Annotated in this window: 19 protein-coding genes and 1 pseudogene; 4 read left to right on the top strand and 16 right to left on the bottom strand. The window is 38.7% G+C overall.

The window, feature by feature from the left end; all coding sequences use genetic code 11:
* Nucleotides 1–28: 28 nt before the first annotated feature.
* The 7 genes from ACLBWE_RS16170 to ACLBWE_RS16200 all read right to left on the bottom strand — a co-directional run bounded on the left by ACLBWE_RS16170 (nucleotide 29) and on the right by ACLBWE_RS16200 (nucleotide 5,478).
* Nucleotides 29–406 (bottom strand): nuclear transport factor 2 family protein, encoded by a 378-nt coding sequence (locus ACLBWE_RS16170; RefSeq protein ID WP_447603992.1) that lies wholly within the window; start codon nucleotides 404–406, stop codon nucleotides 29–31.
* 28 nt (nucleotides 407–434) lie between these two features.
* Complete coding sequence (locus ACLBWE_RS16175; RefSeq protein ID WP_003655664.1) at nucleotides 435–818, bottom strand: ribonuclease E inhibitor RraB; 384 nt, start codon at nucleotides 816–818, stop codon at nucleotides 435–437.
* Nucleotides 819–946: 128 nt separating this feature from the next.
* Nucleotides 947–1,612: an RluA family pseudouridine synthase gene (locus ACLBWE_RS16180; RefSeq protein WP_447604041.1), complete on the bottom strand. Its 666-nt coding sequence runs from the start codon at nucleotides 1,610–1,612 to the stop codon at nucleotides 947–949.
* 111 nt (nucleotides 1,613–1,723) lie between these two features.
* Nucleotides 1,724–2,425, bottom strand: a complete 702-nt coding sequence (locus tag ACLBWE_RS16185) for a DUF1003 domain-containing protein (RefSeq protein WP_447603993.1) — start codon at nucleotides 2,423–2,425, stop codon at nucleotides 1,724–1,726.
* A 78-nt stretch (nucleotides 2,426–2,503) separates the two neighbouring features.
* Complete coding sequence (locus ACLBWE_RS16190; protein ID WP_017391556.1) at nucleotides 2,504–3,007, bottom strand: DUF2867 domain-containing protein; 504 nt, start codon at nucleotides 3,005–3,007, stop codon at nucleotides 2,504–2,506.
* A gap of 488 nt (nucleotides 3,008–3,495) precedes the next feature.
* On the bottom strand, nucleotides 3,496–4,695 hold the full coding sequence (locus tag ACLBWE_RS16195) for an MFS transporter (protein WP_447603994.1): 1,200 nt from the start codon (nucleotides 4,693–4,695) through the stop codon (nucleotides 3,496–3,498).
* 198 nt (nucleotides 4,696–4,893) lie between these two features.
* Nucleotides 4,894–5,478 carry a TetR/AcrR family transcriptional regulator gene (locus ACLBWE_RS16200; RefSeq protein ID WP_447603995.1) on the bottom strand — a complete coding sequence of 195 codons (585 nt, stop codon included), beginning with the start codon at nucleotides 5,476–5,478 and terminating at the stop codon, nucleotides 4,894–4,896.
* A gap of 251 nt (nucleotides 5,479–5,729) precedes the next feature.
* On the opposite strand from ACLBWE_RS16200, the gene ACLBWE_RS16205 reads away from it, so the two are divergent.
* Nucleotides 5,730–6,431: an SDR family NAD(P)-dependent oxidoreductase gene (locus ACLBWE_RS16205; RefSeq protein ID WP_447603996.1), complete on the top strand. Its 702-nt coding sequence runs from the start codon at nucleotides 5,730–5,732 to the stop codon at nucleotides 6,429–6,431.
* 49 nt (nucleotides 6,432–6,480) lie between these two features.
* Here the strand turns inward: ACLBWE_RS16205 and ACLBWE_RS16210 are convergent, their stop codons facing one another.
* From ACLBWE_RS16210 to ACLBWE_RS16220, 3 genes are read right to left on the bottom strand one after another with little or no spacing between them, the layout of a single operon-like run.
* Nucleotides 6,481–7,368 carry a hypothetical protein gene (locus ACLBWE_RS16210; protein ID WP_447603997.1) on the bottom strand — a complete coding sequence of 296 codons (888 nt, stop codon included), beginning with the start codon at nucleotides 7,366–7,368 and terminating at the stop codon, nucleotides 6,481–6,483.
* Nucleotides 7,369–7,393: 25 nt separating this feature from the next.
* Nucleotides 7,394–8,488: a DUF2515 family protein gene (locus ACLBWE_RS16215; RefSeq protein WP_447603998.1), complete on the bottom strand. Its 1,095-nt coding sequence runs from the start codon at nucleotides 8,486–8,488 to the stop codon at nucleotides 7,394–7,396.
* Nucleotides 8,481–11,294, bottom strand: a complete 2,814-nt coding sequence (locus tag ACLBWE_RS16220) for a type VI secretion system Vgr family protein (protein ID WP_447603999.1) — start codon at nucleotides 11,292–11,294, stop codon at nucleotides 8,481–8,483. The genes ACLBWE_RS16215 and ACLBWE_RS16220 overlap by 8 nt, the downstream gene beginning before the upstream one ends.
* Before the next feature lie 261 nt (nucleotides 11,295–11,555).
* Between ACLBWE_RS16220 and ACLBWE_RS16225 the strand changes: the two genes are divergently transcribed.
* Complete coding sequence (locus ACLBWE_RS16225; protein ID WP_447604000.1) at nucleotides 11,556–12,248, top strand: tetratricopeptide repeat protein; 693 nt, start codon at nucleotides 11,556–11,558, stop codon at nucleotides 12,246–12,248.
* A gap of 11 nt (nucleotides 12,249–12,259) precedes the next feature.
* Here the strand turns inward: ACLBWE_RS16225 and ACLBWE_RS16230 are convergent, their stop codons facing one another.
* Nucleotides 12,260–12,733 (bottom strand): DUF4844 domain-containing protein, encoded by a 474-nt coding sequence (locus tag ACLBWE_RS16230; RefSeq protein ID WP_132072361.1) that lies wholly within the window; start codon nucleotides 12,731–12,733, stop codon nucleotides 12,260–12,262.
* 686 nt (nucleotides 12,734–13,419) lie between these two features.
* Between ACLBWE_RS16230 and ACLBWE_RS16235 the strand changes: the two genes are divergently transcribed.
* Complete coding sequence (locus tag ACLBWE_RS16235; protein WP_447604001.1) at nucleotides 13,420–13,704, top strand: hypothetical protein; 285 nt, start codon at nucleotides 13,420–13,422, stop codon at nucleotides 13,702–13,704.
* Between the two features lie 104 nt (nucleotides 13,705–13,808).
* Here the strand turns inward: ACLBWE_RS16235 and ACLBWE_RS16240 are convergent, their stop codons facing one another.
* From ACLBWE_RS16240 to ACLBWE_RS16255, 4 genes are all read right to left on the bottom strand, one after another.
* Complete coding sequence (locus ACLBWE_RS16240) at nucleotides 13,809–14,228, bottom strand: NUDIX hydrolase (protein WP_447604002.1); 420 nt, start codon at nucleotides 14,226–14,228, stop codon at nucleotides 13,809–13,811.
* A gap of 335 nt (nucleotides 14,229–14,563) precedes the next feature.
* Nucleotides 14,564–15,064: an NUDIX hydrolase gene (locus ACLBWE_RS16245; RefSeq protein WP_447604003.1), complete on the bottom strand. Its 501-nt coding sequence runs from the start codon at nucleotides 15,062–15,064 to the stop codon at nucleotides 14,564–14,566.
* A gap of 268 nt (nucleotides 15,065–15,332) precedes the next feature.
* Complete coding sequence (locus ACLBWE_RS16250) at nucleotides 15,333–15,842, bottom strand: GNAT family N-acetyltransferase (protein WP_447604004.1); 510 nt, start codon at nucleotides 15,840–15,842, stop codon at nucleotides 15,333–15,335.
* A 173-nt stretch (nucleotides 15,843–16,015) separates the two neighbouring features.
* Nucleotides 16,016–16,981, bottom strand: a complete 966-nt coding sequence (locus ACLBWE_RS16255; RefSeq protein WP_447604005.1) for a carbon-nitrogen hydrolase family protein — start codon at nucleotides 16,979–16,981, stop codon at nucleotides 16,016–16,018.
* 200 nt (nucleotides 16,982–17,181) lie between these two features.
* Between ACLBWE_RS16255 and ACLBWE_RS16260 the strand changes: the two are divergent.
* A pseudogene (locus ACLBWE_RS16260) lies at nucleotides 17,182–17,286 on the top strand (Mpo1-like protein); the annotation flags it as partial.
* Nucleotides 17,287–17,351: 65 nt separating this feature from the next.
* Here the strand turns inward: ACLBWE_RS16260 and ACLBWE_RS16265 are convergent.
* The gene (locus tag ACLBWE_RS16265; protein ID WP_447604006.1) at nucleotides 17,352–17,930 is read right to left on the bottom strand and encodes a DUF4126 domain-containing protein; all 579 of its coding nucleotides are present in this window, start codon (nucleotides 17,928–17,930) and stop codon (nucleotides 17,352–17,354) included.
* Nucleotides 17,931–17,990 lie beyond the last annotated feature (60 nt).

Below are 17,990 nucleotides of genomic sequence, written 5' to 3' on the forward strand. Positions count from 1 at the left end.
AAAAGCCCGAAAATTTTCGGGCTTTTCATTAAAACATACCGTTTTCATTGACGAGTGGGTCAGGCTGTATTTGCCCAATGTCCCAAAACTCAGCAATTTTTCCATTTTCGAAACGACAAATGTGAACTACTGCCAAGGTTGTTAACCCGTTCATTTGCATTTCAATTTTAGAATGCACAGCAACTAAATCACCATCTTCAATGACATGTTGAACTTCAAAGAATTTATTTGGAGTTTCAATTGCACTTTCACGCATTCCTTCCTTCAAAGAAGTTGCATCACCCGCATAATAAGGGTTGTGATGCTTGAAGTTAAGCACGGTGTAATTGCTATAGGCTTCATCGACTTCGCCAGCTGCGGCAAGCTCTAAAAACCGTACTGCAATTTGTTTTTGAGATAAGTTCATGATTATCTCCTACCCGTTATTTTAGACCTTACTGTAACAGGTCGTCTTCTTCATCTTCATCCTCATCAAAGACATAGGCCATGCAGCCCCATCCATCATATTCACCCTGAAACTTTTCAGCGATGCTGGTAAACCATTGTTCCAAGTCAACAATATCTGAATACTCTGGTTCCATGTTGACAAAGACTGTAATCACCCATTCATTTGGCTCAACAGAATCATCTTGAAAAAGTGAAACTTTTTGTTCTTGGTACAGTAAATAGAGTGCACATTGCTCTGCATTTTTCTGATCTTGAAAAGCAATAGAAAATTCAATTTCATGTAGATCGGTTAAATCATCCCCGTCTTCAGCCATTTGCCAAAGTACATTGCCGTTATCGTCATCTGGAAATTGTTCGTAATCACGAGTCATAATATGATCCCTTGTTGTTGTTGCCGTATTAATATTATTCGGCATTAAGAATACCCGACTTTTATTGCAGTTTGGGTATATATTCCGTTCCCAATTGCATCAAATTAATTTTTTTAATTATATAAATTTTAAAAAGGCACCTTCGATTCAATCACCACATCCGTTCCATTTAATGGGTGTTGGAAAGCCAAATATGCGGCATGTAACGCCATACGGTTTAAGTGAAAACGTTTAGGTTCAGGGTGATATAACTTGTCACCCATAATCGGATGTCCAATATGCATCATGTGGACACGTAGCTGATGCGAACGCCCTGTCACTGGTTCGAGTAAGACGCGGCTTTGATCTGTTTGGGCATCATAAACCAAAGGCTGAAATAAGGTTTTGGCATGTTTGCCCAACTCAAAATGCACGATTTGTCTAGGTCGATTTTCCCAATCGGTAATGAGCGGAACCTCGACGCTCCCTTCTTGATTTACTCGCCCTTGTACCACGGCAATATAGTGTTTTTTGACCGTTCTCGCCTGAAACATTTTACTCACCGCGACTTCTGCATCACGATGCTTTGCAAACATAAGCAACCCCGAAGTCGCCATATCTAGACGATGAGTCACTTTGGCTAAAGGGAACTTTTCAAGCACTCTTAAATAGGCACTATCATGATGTTCAGGTAAACGTCCCATTACCGACAACAAGCCCGCAGGTTTATCAACCACGACCAAATCGTCATCTTCAAATAGGATTGAAAGCGGATCTTGTGGCGGAGCATAAACAAAGTTGTCGTTTAAAGGCATTGTCGTAGAAACAGCAAGGGAGCATGGCGGCAGATCATAAAGAAATTTCCAATTTACCGCAAAATATTCTATAAAACTCATCATGTTCCACGTGAAACTCAGATTCAGTTTTTAACGTTTTTTATTCATTTCAGATAAAAGATCGAGTTGGATTTCTTGAATATGTGCAAGTCTTTCCCATTGATGTGATAAAAGATGATCCATTTTTTCATGTAAATGGCGAATCTCAAGCTCAGCTTTTAAATTAATTTGATAGTCATGTTGAGCGCGTAACCGATCTTTTACCTCTTGCCGATTTTGACTCATCATAATGACAGGTGCCTGAATTGCAGCTAAGCACGACAACACCAGATTAAGTAAAATAAATGGATAAGGATCAACAGGATGTACAACCATCACTACAGTATTTAAAATGATCCAAGCCACTAAAAATAGTCCAAAACAAGTTAAAAAGACCCAACTTCCGCCAAATGAAGCTATTTTATCTGCTAGTTTTTCACCCAAAGTCCAATTCTGATCGAACTCTGTCTCTGTATTTCGACTAATCAGCTCATGCCGTTGCATACTGCCAATCACTTCATTTTCTAAAGTTGTTAACTCGCCTTTTTCTGAACGTAATAGTGATTGCACATATTTAATACGGTAGTCTGCCAAATCAGCACGACAAATAAAGGTTGAAAAAGACCACTCCGGATAATCTTTCAAGATTTCTTCACCAATTACATCTCGAATGACTTCACCCGAAACCAGATCTTTTAAGGGAAAATTTTTTCCACAAACGGCGCATTGGCGATACTGGTTTTTATTGTCCATTTTATTCAGCTCGCAATTGATAATACGTATATTATATAAACGATTTCAACAGATAACATCGTAAATAAAAATAGTGCTCTAACCCAATATCTGTAAAGTGGCTGGTACTATTTTTCGGTGGGCAGGAATCACAGGCAACATGTACAGCCGCCCAAGTAAATTTTTAATATGGACTACTGTGGTCACGGTAAGAACTTGAGTCTCTTCATTTTTATAAATAGATAAAGTCACATTTAAATGTTTATCGTCATCGCCAACTACTAACTCATTTTCGGTACGCTGTAACAAGGTAAAAATTCCAATTCGATCACCAGCTACATATTCATTTTCTTTTTTATGCGCATCAATTTGCTTAAAACTTCCTAAATCTTTAAGCCCAATCTTTGAAGTAATTTTATTACGTAAATTCATACTCCATTCTATCCATTGAGGCGTGTGATGGAACAGTTTAATGAGCTGCCCAAATACATTAAGGTCTGGTTGACCAAGCACAATACTCCACGAGTCGTGGAAGTAAGCATTGTTCAATTGAGATGAGATTTGGCTGTCATGCGGCAAGGCAGAAAGATAAGGCTTATTCATAAATTATATTCTTGTAAAGTATCGTTTTTATTATAGAGAATTTTTTAGGGTGTCAAGGGAAAACATCTATGGTTTACTTCAACAATTATAACTTTGTAAGTTAGAACCTTATGCCTATAAACTTTTGATCTATAGCGTCCTAAGCCGAATCGAGACCTTTTGGGTGAGTACACACTAACGTTATACGTTTTGGTGCATGCTACTCTTTTCGATCCCTATCACACCCTTGAGATATAGTTTAGCCAGCACCCTGCGGGATTGTTTTTCTAAGAACAGCTAATTTTCATTATTTTTGGAAATTTTTACGCCATTAAGTAAATTAAAAAGAATTTATTCCCATTTCACAATAATTAGTTAAATTTAAATTCCACTTTATTTGTATTTTACGGTTTATTTTACCAACTCTTTAACTGTTTTTTATAGCATTGCATCAAAATATAAAAATTAAACCACCCTTCACTTCTTCAGTCATGAAGGGCAAAAATCTTTTATGAAGAGATAAAACCATGCTTACGAGCATTGTAAACAGTGCATAACGCGATGAGAGCAAAAACCAGCATAATCCATGGAAAAGAAGCTGCGCCAAAACTTTCAAGTAACCCACCGCCAACCATTCCACCGAATGCGATAGCAAGGTTAAACATAGTGACCAACATGGACTGTGCGACATCTGCTTCATGACCCGCAGTATTTGCTAAGGCTGTTTGTAATAATGTTGGAGCACCGCCAAAAGTTACTCCCCATAGCACTACGCCAGTTATAACTACAAAACTCGAAGAACTGTAAGCACCTAACAGTATTGTTGCAATAGCAAATACAAATAAGCTTAAAAGCGTTATTTTTCTTAATGATCGATCGATAAACACACCTGTAATCAAGATGCCTACAATTGAAGAAATACCAAATACAAAAAGTATCGTCCCGACTTTGTATGCCTGCCCTGTCGAGGCCAAGAAAGGCGAAATATAAGTATAAAGAATGCTATGGGCTAATATCCAAAGGAATACGACTGCTAAAACAGCTCTAATGCCGGGCATTAAAAGAACTTTTAAAATGGGCAACCTTTTTTGTGCTGACTGTCCCGCAAAATCAGGAATACTAAAACGAATCCAGACAAATAACATCAATGCCAGTAAAGACATTATCCAAAATACGCCACGCCACTCAAACAGCGTTCCTAACCAAGCACCCAAAGGAACACCAATAGACAAAGCAATTGGCTGCCCAACCCCAGCAATTGCTAAAGCTCGACCTTGGTAAGATGCTGGGACCATCCGTCTTACATAACCCGCTAAAAGCCCCCATATAACGCCCGCCGCCATACCTGCAATGAAACGAGCAATCAAAGTCAAAATATAATCATTTGATAACGCGGTAATCGCATTAAATAAAAGTAACCCTGCAATAGCACTGAGTAATAAGGGTCTCCGATTCCAACTACGGGTAAGACTAATGAGAGGTATAGCCGCTAAAACCGAACCTAAGGCATACACTGCTATAAGCTGCCCTGCGTATGCCTCTGAAATATTTAGCCCTTGACTGATTTGGGGCAAAAGCCCTGCTGGCATAGTTTCTGTCATGATGGTCAGAAAACCTGCAACAGTAAAAGCCAACAGTTTCCAAATCGGTAATTGAGCAGAGAACTCTTCACTTAACTGATGAGATGCTTCATCACTCTTAATATTCATAAAGCTTTACTCTCAAATTCTTTTTTAACGTACTTACCATGCTCTGCATAGCTATACGCTTGTTTTACAACGTTAGGACAGGAAGACATTTGTTATCCATGTGAACTAAAAATCGCCATTATGGAATGATCATTCCAGTTTAAGTTAAATAAAAACCTTAACTATTCAGCTCAACAATAGTTAAGGTTTAAATGAATTTTATAAAACGTTTAAAGCAATCTCGACCACATCCATTAAGCATTGCTTTCTTTGTTCAAGTGGGCTGCCTTTGCCTAAAACACGCAAACCTTGCATAGTATTTAGAAAGAAACTTGCTAACGCACGCGGATTTTGAGTAGAAGCAATTTCACCAGATTGTTGAGCTTTAATTAATAAACGCTCTAAAGCATGCTGTAGTTTCTGTAGGTTAATTACAACAAATTGAGTGACATCTTCATCATGACCAGCTAACTCTAAACAAGCATTTGCGACCAGACAGCCTTTGTGTTCTGCATCATTTAGCTCATCTTCAACTACATTAATCAGTAATTGCCGAATCAGTGCTTTTGGCGAGCCTGAACCAGACAACAACTTCACATTATTAAGTGTAGTTAAAAGTTCATAACGTTTTAATGCTTTTTGATAAAGCCCTTGCTTACTTTCAAAAGCACTGTAAAGGCTACTTCTAGATAATCCTGTACCTTCAACTAAGTCTTGAACTGAAGTCGCTGCATATCCATGACGCCAAAAAACATGCATGGCTGCATCAGCAATTTCATCAATTTCAAATTCCTTTGTTCTCATAAGCAGCCTTAACAGGAACGATCGTTCCAATTAATTTATGATATGAAGATAAATAAGTCAAATTAAAAGTTATTTTATCAATCGTTGTCCCATCTGGATCATTCAAACCAAACTTACTCATTACTGCTTTTAAGATTTTTTGTTTTGCTCTTTCAGTATTATTTTTTATAGATAACTTTTTCGCTTGAATACATTATAAAAACATATTATAAACTATTTCTAACCAAATAATTGGTTTTTGGAACTTTATAATGAACAACAATATTATAATCTTTGGTTATGGAACAGGTATTTCCAAAGCCGTAGCACATAAATTTGGTAAAGAAGGCTATAAAATCGGGTTAGTGGCACGAAATGCCGAAAAACTCGAAAAGGCCATTTTAGAACTTAAATCACATGGTATTGAAGCTTACGCTTTTACATATGATTTAGCGGTTCTTGAAAACATACCAAATCTTATTAATCGTATTAAAGATCAATTAGGAGAGATTAAAAATATTCATTGGAATGCTTTCCATGATATTGAAGGCAACATATTAGAAACCCCTCCACTGGAGCTCACCAAAAGCTTTCATATTCGCGTTTCGAGCTATATTGCTACGGTACAAGCTTGCCTACGTGATTTAGAAAAAAATCATGGCAGCATTTTATCGACCAATGGAATTTTCGCGTTCGATGCGGTCGGAATAGATTTAGTTGCCAAAGAATATTCATCATTAGCAATTACTGCTGCCGCCCAATATAAAACCACCAACTTACTTGCTCATAGTCTAGCTGACTCAAATGTTTACGTGAGCCAAGTGATTGTGAATGGTTTCGTTGATGGGACATCAGGCGCAGAAGATAAGACCTACACAGTACATCCCGAAACTATTGCAGAGCAGTTCTGGTACTTACACCAACGCAAACAAGAAACTGTTTCTCTTTGTGGAGAAGCAATTCAAGCTGCTTAAAATTATTTCTTATGACCGAAGAAGCGTAATCAATTACGCTTCTTACAGATTATTGCACGTAAGGCCAAATGTCTGGGTCTATATAGCTTTCATCTATATGATAACCCTCTTTTTTCATATTGTTTTCTTCAGTTTTACGAGCTTTCTTATTATTGGCAACTTCAGCTTCAAATGCTTGTTTTAATTGTTCTGAATTCATCTTATCTGAATCAGAAATAGCATTTCGCCCTGCATATTTAAAGTTTTCAAAGCTGTACCGCACCATATACTGTTCTTTTTTATCATCTTTATAGGTCCGTCGAAGACTAATACCCAACTCCACATCCCCATTATATAAATTAAATACCAACCTATTTGTTTTCGAAAGAACATCCTGCCATTCTTTAAAACTTAAGATATAAGTTGGATCTATAACCTCGCCCATAGTTTCAGTCATATGCTTTAGATTATCTTGTTTATCAATTCGAGCACTAAAAGGTAAAAAATACTGCTTCCATTGTTTGTCATTAATCTGATGTACTAATTTAGTATAAGCAGTATAAGCTTCTTGGCTCGTGGTATATTCATTTGGATGCAAGCTAGCATTAATGTCCATGATTTGAATACCATCATTGCTTCGTCGAGCTACTTGTGTACCTAGCACACTGATTACATTTTCTATTTCTAAATTACTCTTTTCACTAAACACACGTATTCGACCTAGTTTTGGTGGAGTCCAATCTAATGATAAAAAATTCATCCCTGCAGGCTGACGATCAACTGGTGTAGTACTATTTTTAGTAAAATCCTGCATGCCTTGTTCACCAAAATGAAGGGCTATTACATCTTGATTTTGGGTCATCGACTTATTTCCTTGGGTAGTATTATTTGCGGGCTTACAAGAAGTTAAAAAGATGCATGTAATAATGCAGATAAATAAAGATAAATAGTTTTTCATAATAAGTTTTCAGCCTTGTCTAGCATCACACCTTCCCTTCATTACTACTTGAATGTATTTTAAAATCGGCTTTACTATTTCCCCATTTAGAAATGGTTTTCAATTCTTGTTGTAAAAATGGCCGACCTTTTTCATCAAGCATTAAACGGTGATATTTTTCTGCTGCTTTACCAATCCACTTCATACGACTATCATAATCTTCAGCAATCGTATCATCGAGAGGAGCAAGATAGACATCCTCTTTTAACTCTACTAATTGATCAGCTTTATTACCTGTATAATTGCCAAACCAATTCTTTTTTACAGCGTCTACACTATAATCACTTGATAGAACAAGTGTGGCATCTGGCATACCTATAAACCAACGTTGCATCCAGGCACCGAATTTAACTGACCTATTTTCCCAAACAACGACTTGAAGAATATTATGTTGTTCCTGCACAGCAATATCCATCATATGATCGAATAGGTTTTGACTCGCTTTTCTATATTTACTTTTCTCATCACTGCCCTTCAAAAAAGCTTTCTCAATTTCAGGTAACAGAACAAAAGCCGCTCTAATTTCATCCGTCGCTTTTAAATTTTTAATAGTGGGCAAACATGATGACCATGGCAAATTCATTAATGCTGGCTTAACAAATTTAAATTTACTAGTATCTCGCTCTTCTTTACAACTTACAAAGGTCGCTGACGAAACGCTCCAAGCTAAATGCCAAGGTGCAATATCCATAAACAACCACAAATTACCGCGAGCAAAAAGATTCAGAGCTTCTTGCACGCCTACATTATAACCAAGCAGGCTCCCCCAATGTTTGAATATAGTTGCAACCGTTTTTGAGGCAAAAGCTCCTAAGCCCATCCAATAATATCTTCCTAAAAGATTTTTATTTCCGCCGTGCTCTATTTCTAAAAATATTTTGGCATAAACGGAGGCGATTCTTCTCGCTCTCGCCTCATATCCTGGCTCAAGTTTATAGTTATTCGCTTTTTGTAAGTTAGATAATCTTTTGATCGCTTCTTGCTGATATATTTCCCAAAATGTCAAACAATCACAGTGAGCATCCTTACAACTATGTTCACTTATGTTCGTTTTACTGTTCCAATCTAAACTGTTAGACATTTTTACTTCCTTGCTCTGGATCTACCCAAACTTCGGCTTCATCTACTGTTTCTAGATCCAACCATAACAAATCGAGCTTAAGCCCCTGTTCTTTAGGGCTATGTATTTCTTTGGTTTGACCTTTCTTATCTGCGTTAGCAAAAATTTCTTTACCTTCAGAAGATATCTTGTAATCAACAAATGAAAGTGGTTCACCAGAAGGCAATAGCATCTTGAATCTCTCATTATAGGTTTCATAAGCGGGTAAACCTTGAAGGTTCATGCCTACTTCAGCCCCTCCTTTAAACAAATGCTGCCCAGCCTTCACTTCAAACTTACCGCCTGTAGTCATAAAAATGCCCGAACTGGTAATTTTGACTTGAGAGCCGCCCGCAGTGAGTACAATTTCTTTGGCTGCGGTCGCTTCAATTTTGTCTTCTGCTGAAATAATCTGAACAGCTTTACGGGCAATTAAATCTGCTCCGTCACCTTGCGCTTGTATCTCGACTTTGCCTTTGCCTGCATAGAGTCTTGCCCCTTCTTGCGCTGCAAAAAGGCTGATTTTATTTTGGGCATGTGCAATCAGGTTCTTTTGTGTAGACAGATTTATGCTGTCCCCAGCAGTTTGGTTTATCTGGCCATCTGCGCTTAAGTGAATGTCTTCGTTACTGCTCAGCGCGATGCTATTTGGACTCGCCAGCAGCATAATTGCATCTTTGAAAGTTTTGGCTTTTGCGTTGTCTTGTTGCTCGAGTTTTTCAATAAAGGATTTTAGGTTTTCTAAATTTTCTAAAGGGTCAGTTTGCTGATTTTTGGCGACTTCACTGAGTGCCTTGGCATTGTTAAGGCCACCGTCTATTTGTTGCTTGGCCTCATTTGCATCGAGGTGTACGCCTTGAGCTTGGTCCTGCTTGTGGGTACTAAGGAGTAAACCACTGCCCGCTCGCACCGCACCCCATTGGTCAGTTCGTAGCTCGAAACCTTCACCTCGGCCTTCGCTCTCTGCCTTGTCTTTTGGATGGCTTAAGTTACCCAAGTTTAACTGGCTTGCCGCATGGCTGCTTTGTAGCTGGGCACTGATCTGCCCCGTAGTGTCATCAAAACGTAGCTGGTTAAAGCCTTTACCATCAACTTCTTCGGAGCGAATGCCGCTGAGTTTTTTGGTATCAGGTAGCTGGCCTTTCTGATCGAATTGGGTGGGGTGACGTTCAGCTTCGTGAATGCGTCCCACCACAAATGGACGGTCAATATTGCCATCAAAGAAGTCGATGACCACGATTTCGCCCACGCGAGGCAAGAAGCGTGCGCCATAGCCTGCGCCTGCCCACGGGGTGAGTACATCTACCCAAGCGGAGTCGGTGTCATTGTCGTTACTTCCAGCTCCACCATCATGGCTATGGTCGTCATTTCGGGTAAACAAGAAACGGACTTTAATGCGTCCCCACTGATCGACATGAATGCTTTCGCCTTCTAGCCCCACCACTTTAGCGCGCTGCGGGTGAGCGGCTGGTCGGTGCTCTAGCGGGTTATATTCAGGAACAGCTTTAATGTTACGTCGAACAACATTCAGCTCAGCAAAGTGGCGCTGCTCAGGGTTTTGGCTGTCGAGCTGAGCTGCCTTGAGCTTGTCTTTTGGTAATAGGCGCTCAAGTTGCTGCTGTAATTCTTTCGGTAAATTATTCTGGCTATAGTAGTGCTTGCTTAAGATTAAAAATTCTTTATCAGCACTATCATGTTGGTCGAGTTCAGGATGGTCATTGAGTTCAAACCAGTAACCCACTTGTACATCACGGACGTTACCTGAAACGGTAAACTGTTTAGAACTCAGGTGATGGTAAGCATTAATATGCTGGTTAAGCTGTTCAATCTGACTATTACCGGAAGCGGTGGCTTGGTCTTCACCTTTTAAGTCCTGCATCCACGCTGGGCTGACGTGCCATGCATCTTCAAGGTTCAGGCTCGCATTGTCATAGTGTTCACTATGTTGCTGCGTGCCCTGTACGCTACCGCTACCTTCTTCTTGTTGCAGGGCATCAGCTTGCCAGCGCTGCACATGAACCGAAGTCGGTTGTAAACGGCGTTCAGCTTTAACTTGGGTAATGGTATCGAACTGTTCCGTAGCACTACTACGTTGGTAACGTAGGCTACGGCGTTCAAGGGCCTGATAATTTTGGTTATCGTCAACTAAACGTAACACTTGCGGCTGAATGGACGCATTCGGGTCAGCGACCAAAAGCTGCGATTCGTCGACCAGCCAGTTAATGCCTTCGCTGCGCCACAAACGGGTTAAAAAGTCATAATCGCTTTCGTTTGACTGCATCACAAATGGACGCACATCATAGTCTTTAGTTAAGCCTGCCGTGTCGAGCGTTAAGCTTGAGGCAAATAACGGGCTTTTCCCCTGCCATTCCTTAAACAGAATTTCGCTAATATCCCGCACGCTTTTGTTCATAAACACGCGGCTATTACGGCGTTTATGCCACAGTGCAGTTGGGTCTTTTAAAGTTAAGTTATAAATGGTGAGTGAGCCGTCACTTTGCCCTTGGCTCGCTTCGGTAATAATGCCTGTGGTTCTAAAAAACTGGCCCATGTCTGTCACCTGATCGATGGCAACCTGACAGCCAATAAATTGTTTTAATGCAATATGTGCGTTTGTCGACAGACACAGTAACTCAGCAACGCTGCCTTGGTTGAGCGTATGCTCGCCTTCAATACGTTGTAAGAAGACTTGCTGATTTAAAGACTGATTTGAGAATTGGATATGAACAGCACGATTTTGTGAAACAAGGCCTAAACGCTCCAATATACTCGACACACTCATCTGCATTTTTATTATCAATCAAACTTATATTTAGGCCGCATTTTAATTAAAAAAAGACTAACCTGTCTATCTATACTCATTTTCAAAATGTAACTGGTCTAAATCTGCTGTTTTAGGTTAATTTCTTTTTAAGTAGGTATTTAAACCGTAGAATCAGATCATTTTAAAGTGATATCAGCCACAGAGACATATTTGATACTTTTCTTTTATATTCAAATAGATACAAAAGTAAGTAAATCTTCAAATTAATAAAATTCAGGATGAGATATGAAAATAAAAAAGTCTGCTTTTTATATATTTATGGTGATTTTCTCGCTTCATTCTTCAGCATTTGCTGAGCCGAGTGTCGCGGATATTCAATATCGTGCGGAACAAGGGCAACCCGTTGCTCAATATCATTTGGGTATGATGCTTTTAAGTGGCGAACAAGGCGTTGTTAAAAATTATGAGCAAGCTTTTAAATGGCTAACTGCGGCTGACCAAAATGGAAGCGTGGGCGCAAAATATAGTTTAGGTATGATGTATTACACAGGCACGGGCGTCGAAAAAGATGCCAAGCGCGCTTTTGATTATTTTACTAAGGCTGCGGCTAAGGGTCATGCTAAAGCGCAATATAACTTAGGGGTTTTATACGACAGAGGTGAAGGAACTGCTCAAGATTATGGGCAGGCGTTTGAATGGTTTAGTCGTGCTGCCGAGCAAGGCTACCCACCCGCAGAATATAATTTAGCTCAGCTATATAAAAAAGGTCACGGCATCACCCAAAGTGATGGGCAGGCACTTAAGTGGTACACCAAAGCGGCTGAGCATGGCGAAAGCGATGCCCAGTACAACTTGGCCCAGATGTATTTAAATGGTGAAGGCACGCCGAAAAACTTAGAAATGGCAAAGAAATGGTTTCAGCAAGCGGCCAATGCAGGCGATACAGATGCGAAAGAAATGCTTAAAAGTTTAGAATAAAGAATCAAAACTTAATGTTTATCTTGCTCCAATAAATTACTAATTTCTTCACCGTATACCCATTTATTTAAAATACCTTCCGAACTTTCTAGGCCTACAATATCGAGAAAACTTTCAAATGTAGTTGCCACTTGTTCTCGATCTTCTGTATCAAGCTTATCAGGATCGATTTGGCTAATTCCATAAGCAAGAACATGTAAAAGTTCTGCCTTAGTTGGCTCATTCTTTTGTTGATAGAGCGCAATAAAAGCTTGTGCAGCATTAGCCACTTTTTGATCCAAACTCATACGTAATGCAGGATCTTGAACCCCTGTGTATAGCTTTCCATCTCCAGCAAAATGATCTTGAGTTTTAAACTTTTCTAATTGTTGAATAACAATAGAGTTAGAATTTTGAATGCCCATTTCTGTTTTATTCTCAGTTTTTTGGGCACAACCAACTTGTGAACTTAAGACAGCCATGACTAAAACCAAAAGCTTTTTCATAATTCTATTAATTTTTTATTTAAAGAAAGTAAATATAAACTAATTTGATTATTATTTTCTACATCTTTGGAGTTTTATTTAATTCTTTATTTTTTCTAATTAAACATAAACATTAATTCCATTATTTTAAAAATACATTTAGATTTATTATTAAATCAAAAATATTTTAAATATTAAATTGACGTAATTAAAATCACCGATTATTATCTCGTTGCTGGCCTACATTGCCAGTCGGTTATGACAGACCGCGAATAACAAAGTCGATATGCAAAATTCTTATTTTGTGTGTCGGGAACTCGTTCGCCCCCTTTTTCTCTATGGTAGGGCGGAAGGGGGACACCTTTGTGTGTGCTGGTTCCTTTGTTTCCAGTCTGTCAACCCCCTTTCGTTCTACCACCATAAATTAATTCGCGGTAATCTGGTGGTAGGACTCCATAAATTATAAGGAGTTGACCATGACACTTTTCAAACTTATTCCCTCTTTAGATTAATTATTTTATTTATTTAAAATTTAGGTTTTCTATTGTCTATTTTTTAAATTTATAAATTATTTTTATTTTAAAACTTAAATTATTTTATTTTCCTATATACATGGGAGGGATAATTATTACCTAAAAATTATTTTAAGCTTTAAAACCAATTATATTTTTATTCTACTCATAGATATAAATCATTATGAGAATAATATGACAATTTATAAACCTATTTTGGCTTTAAGTTTCATTCTAGGTAGTTTGGGTATTTCGGGTTGCAACCTACACACCCAGCAGGAGTTTGAAAAAATTTGCCTGTCAGGTGGGCACACCAAAACTAGTTGTGACTGTATTTATCAGCGACTTGAACAAGCTTACTCCCCTAAGCTCATGCAACGCCTAGAACATGTCAGTTTGCAAAGTCCTGTTCTCCCACAGGACTTTGCCCCTACTTTTTTCAGCGTCATGCAGCGGTGTGACAAAAGTAGTATGAGCTAAGCGTTTGGCTTAGCTCCTTTATCTCTGTGTTGCAATGGTTTCTTACTTTAAATCAGCGCAAAAGATTAAAGTCTGTTGTGGCACAGAGGCCTAAAGTTGTTTGGTTAGTTGAGCTTGTATTTAGATTTAATAAATTCAAATAATTCTTTAAAAAGAGGATGCCATTCTTCTGTTGGAGGACTTAAGAAAGGATGCCAGAAAAAATCGAAAGTTAATCCATTATCGTCTTCACAAAAATGTGACCAAGTGTCGTGTAAAGCGTCATGTGTAGTACATACAAAAACATGCCAGTCAGGCCCTGCCTCTGAGGGAATATGTTTACCTAGATATGAATGAACTTGTGCATTCTTTATTCCAGATTCTTCATAAAGCTCGCGCAAAGCTGCTTGTTCCAATTGTTCTTGGTGTTCTACAGTCCCTTTAACGATTTGAATTCCTGCTAATGGATGTCTAAATACTAAAATTTCCAAGTTATTATTTATTTCCCTGAATACCACAGGAACCACTTTTTCTATTAAAGACATAATCATTTTCTTCTTTAAATTTAAGTACATATTATAGAACTTAACTAGAGTGCAAATACATTATTAATGGCTTAAACGCTTAAACTTACACATACCATCTAAAATGCCTTGTACGTTTTAACCTACAAGCTTTTAGGGATTTTGCGGATTGGCGATACCCTACTTTTTTCCTATGATGAGTTCATACAGGAACAGGATGTTCCGGAACATAAAACAACAATAATAGGTTCATGCACTAGGAGCGTGAGATACGACAGGAGTCATATCTAGCAACCAAATACGAAAAAGCCCAACAGGATGTTGGGCTTTTTTTATATCTGAATATTAAGAAAATTTTAGAGTTTACAAATGTCAGGCAAGCTATCTACAAGAATATTAGGAATGTTATTTGGATAAACAATTTCTTCTGTTTGACTTAATTCATCAAACGTCCACCAACGACTTTTACTAATCACAAGCTTCTCATGTTCTGACCAGTTTGCTGTATTCACTTCTTCATTTTTAATAAAAACAATAAAGAGCCTTTCTTCAGAAATCACAACTTCTGCACTCGGTAGCATCATTTCAAAATTTCGTGTTGCGACATGAGTACCTACATTTTGTCTTACTACACCTAACTCTTCATAAAGCTCTCGGCAAGCTGCCTGCTCGAAGGTTTCCCCTTCTTCAAGCCCTCCACCGACAGTTGCCCAATATGATTGACCAGCCAAAGCATCATTTGTATGAGTAAATTGAAATAATAAAATTTGATGTTTTTCATTAATCACTAATAGTCTTGAAGATTTTCTAATACGCATTTGATTTTTTCTTGAAGTAACAAGGTGGCTATTATTCATATTCACTTTGAAAAGTTAAATTATTTCTCAATGTACGTTTTAACCTACAAGCTTTTAGGGATTTTGCGGATTGGCGATACCCTGCTTTTTTCCTATGATGAGTTCATACAGGAACAGGATGTTCCGGAACACAAAACTACAATAATAGGTTCATGCACTAGGAGCGTGAGATACGACAGGAGTCATATCTAGCAACCAAATACGAAAAAGCCCAACAGGATGTTGGGCTTTTTTTATTGCTGTTTAAAAATAATCTGAAAGAAAATTCTTATAGTGTTTTATTCACAACATACCGTTGAATTACTTGATCTTGAGTAATTTCAGAATGAAGACGACCATTGTTTGCTTGAATTACTTTTGCGGACGCTAAATTAGATTTATAACAATGTATATGTAATTCCGTTAAACCTAATTTCCAGGCCTCCTGAATCGTAAGCTCTAATAATTTTGAACCAAAATCATTTCTACGTTTAGAAGGGCGAATACCTAGACCAATATGCCCGCCACAATATTGAATCTGTTCATTAAGCTTAGGTCGTAAGTTAGATACACCAATAATTTCACTGCCTTCTACTAACCAATATGTAATATTGGCAACATGTCCTTCCTGTAAAGATTCCCCATTTTCATACTCTTTTAGTTTATTCAAAAACGAATCAAAATTTGTATGATCAAAATCCATTGTCAAAGGGTAACGTTCTTCATCTGCTAATTCATTAATATAGTTGTTATAGCTCTCTTTAAACCTCAAATGAGGTTTTACCAACATAACGGTCATTTATTGATTACTCCCGATAAAATTGTTCTTTTTACAACCAAACTTAAACATAACATATTGTTATCAATAGCAACTCTTATTCTTCTCATCACCCTAAAGCGTACTGTTCAATCAATACCACGCGAGCATCTTCACGACCTGTTAATCGCTATTTGTTTAATTGGAATCTATTTTTACTTCAACTCATTTTGCCAAGGAAACTTTTTCAGTCGATGTCTCACGCGATACATCAATCCGCCATGCAGGTTGCCGACATGCCATGCTAATTTTGAAGTCAGGGTCATGTCAGGAATCCAATAACGTGATTGTAAGGGTACAACAGGTTTAGGTTCAGCCAATTCAATCTCTGCGGCGATATAGCCTTCACCATCCGCTAAACTCATACGTGCCAACACATTTCCAGTAGCATCACAGATTTGTGTTTCACCCACCATTTCCGTTAACCATTTGACGTAAGGTAACATCGGCATATCACTCAGGATTTCTCCGACATGGGCAGCATGTACCACTGGAATACCTGTTAAACGTGCCATTTGTGCAGGCAGTGCTTCACTTTGATGTTTATATATTTCATGTTCATGACGCATCCATGTACCCAATAGCCCATACCAATTAATCGGCATGGAGTACCAACACATTCCGCCTAAAATCAACTGTGCTTGCTGTTCTCGCACACGTTTGGCTGTGCGAAATCTTGCCCACTCCCAGCCCGACAGCAAAGCAACTTTACAGTTTAAGCTTGTCGAATCCACCTGCCCATCGTCCGAACCACCACGATAAAAGTTTTGCTCCCATGCCGTTGGAATATCTTTGTCATGCAGATGATAATCACCATTACGCTCCACCATGACATAACTGCCATAAGTATGCCCATCACGTATCGCTACAAATCCACCTGTGATCACCACATTTAATTGCTTAGCTAAGCAGATTAAAAGCTGTAAGGGCTTGCCCTCTAAAGGTTGTGGTGTAAACAACGCCTGTGGTGAATAGACGTTTGGAGAAGTCATCGACTCAGGAAGTACGATCACATCAGGCGTATGCTCTTGATGTGCAGCTAAAATCAATTGTTCAAGTTTTTTTAAATTTGCTTCAACCTTTCCTAACTGTAATGCAGGCTGAATGGCAACGATTTTCATATATGTAATTCTTTTGAGTACTCATAAAAAGCTTAGCATCGAATCTTAGAAATACTTTGACCGTACTGCCTCAATGCTTGGTTTATTTTTCTGTAGAGCTACCGCTGATAAAACTAGTATTAGCTCTAAACATCGATGGCACAAAATCCACCATAAGGCGTAAAGTTCGGGTGAAATAGACTTGAACTGAAAAGCCGATCTTTTATAAGCATAATAAACCTGCGACCTTTAAACAGCCGTTCTTTGGCCTCGCCTGCGATTTTACTATGTATAAAGATATTTTATTAAAACGTGTGACGTGGTGATATACATGGAAAACTTAGATTATAAAATTACGTCTAAGTTTTCTTATTCAACTAAATTTAAAAACTCACGATGTTGAATGACTGATATTTTCTTGCTTTTTATGGCGTATCCAACGTATTGCCAAAATAACAGCAATAACCACCACAACTGCGACAAGCCCGGGAACTAGCAAAGCTGAAACCGAAAGTAAAATGGCCCCAATCCACTCACCTGTCGCAACTACAAAATTCCCTAAGCCACCCGTAGTTGCAGTTGAAACACCGCGTGCAGCGACTGTACTCATTTGCACCACACCAGCCGTGCCACCGCCCACAATAATGGCTGCCGCCCAACCTGCGAATTGTGACATTTCACCACTACTCACAGCCATCGTCGCTAACGTACCGGCAATCATAGCCGCAGGTGTTGCGACCGTGTCTAAGGCATTATCGACCCACGGAATATAGTAAGCCGCAACTTCGCACATCGTTGCCACACCTAAAGCCAAGCAAACCGATGGTAGAGCTAACCACTCAAAACCTTTTGATGGCTCAAACCATCCCATCATGGTTGCAATGCTCATGACCAATAGCGGCACAAACACGCGAAAACCGCAGGCAGCGCTCAAACCCACGCCAATACATAAACCTAATATAGTTTCCATAACGGTTTCCTTTTTCATGCCCATCGCGGGTCTTGTTATGTAAGTCTTATTTTTAAATTA

The organism is Acinetobacter sp. M5A5_2a, assembly GCF_053345265.1.

What these genes read in the sequence shown, in the direction of transcription:
- ACLBWE_RS16170 (WP_447603992.1), bottom strand. Translation starts at nt 406, where the DNA reads ATGAACTTATCTCAAAAACAAATTGCAGTACGGTTTTTAGAGCTTGCC.
- ACLBWE_RS16175 (WP_003655664.1), bottom strand. Translation starts at nt 818, where the DNA reads ATGACTCGTGATTACGAACAATTTCCAGATGACGATAACGGCAATGTA.
- ACLBWE_RS16180 (WP_447604041.1), bottom strand. Translation starts at nt 1,612, where the DNA reads ATGCCTTTAAACGACAACTTTGTTTATGCTCCGCCACAAGATCCGCTT.
- ACLBWE_RS16185 (WP_447603993.1), bottom strand. Translation starts at nt 2,425, where the DNA reads ATGGACAATAAAAACCAGTATCGCCAATGCGCCGTTTGTGGAAAAAAT.
- ACLBWE_RS16190 (WP_017391556.1), bottom strand. Translation starts at nt 3,007, where the DNA reads ATGAATAAGCCTTATCTTTCTGCCTTGCCGCATGACAGCCAAATCTCA.
- ACLBWE_RS16195 (WP_447603994.1), bottom strand. Translation starts at nt 4,695, where the DNA reads ATGAATATTAAGAGTGATGAAGCATCTCATCAGTTAAGTGAAGAGTTC.
- ACLBWE_RS16200 (WP_447603995.1), bottom strand. Translation starts at nt 5,478, where the DNA reads ATGAGAACAAAGGAATTTGAAATTGATGAAATTGCTGATGCAGCCATG.
- ACLBWE_RS16205 (WP_447603996.1), top strand. Translation starts at nt 5,730, where the DNA reads ATGAACAACAATATTATAATCTTTGGTTATGGAACAGGTATTTCCAAA.
- ACLBWE_RS16210 (WP_447603997.1), bottom strand. Translation starts at nt 7,368, where the DNA reads ATGAAAAACTATTTATCTTTATTTATCTGCATTATTACATGCATCTTT.
- ACLBWE_RS16215 (WP_447603998.1), bottom strand. Translation starts at nt 8,488, where the DNA reads ATGTCTAACAGTTTAGATTGGAACAGTAAAACGAACATAAGTGAACAT.
- ACLBWE_RS16220 (WP_447603999.1), bottom strand. Translation starts at nt 11,294, where the DNA reads ATGCAGATGAGTGTGTCGAGTATATTGGAGCGTTTAGGCCTTGTTTCA.
- ACLBWE_RS16225 (WP_447604000.1), top strand. Translation starts at nt 11,556, where the DNA reads ATGAAAATAAAAAAGTCTGCTTTTTATATATTTATGGTGATTTTCTCG.
- ACLBWE_RS16230 (WP_132072361.1), bottom strand. Translation starts at nt 12,733, where the DNA reads ATGAAAAAGCTTTTGGTTTTAGTCATGGCTGTCTTAAGTTCACAAGTT.
- ACLBWE_RS16235 (WP_447604001.1), top strand. Translation starts at nt 13,420, where the DNA reads ATGACAATTTATAAACCTATTTTGGCTTTAAGTTTCATTCTAGGTAGT.
- ACLBWE_RS16240 (WP_447604002.1), bottom strand. Translation starts at nt 14,228, where the DNA reads ATGTCTTTAATAGAAAAAGTGGTTCCTGTGGTATTCAGGGAAATAAAT.
- ACLBWE_RS16245 (WP_447604003.1), bottom strand. Translation starts at nt 15,064, where the DNA reads ATGAATAATAGCCACCTTGTTACTTCAAGAAAAAATCAAATGCGTATT.
- ACLBWE_RS16250 (WP_447604004.1), bottom strand. Translation starts at nt 15,842, where the DNA reads ATGACCGTTATGTTGGTAAAACCTCATTTGAGGTTTAAAGAGAGCTAT.
- ACLBWE_RS16255 (WP_447604005.1), bottom strand. Translation starts at nt 16,981, where the DNA reads ATGAAAATCGTTGCCATTCAGCCTGCATTACAGTTAGGAAAGGTTGAA.
- ACLBWE_RS16265 (WP_447604006.1), bottom strand. Translation starts at nt 17,930, where the DNA reads ATGGAAACTATATTAGGTTTATGTATTGGCGTGGGTTTGAGCGCTGCC.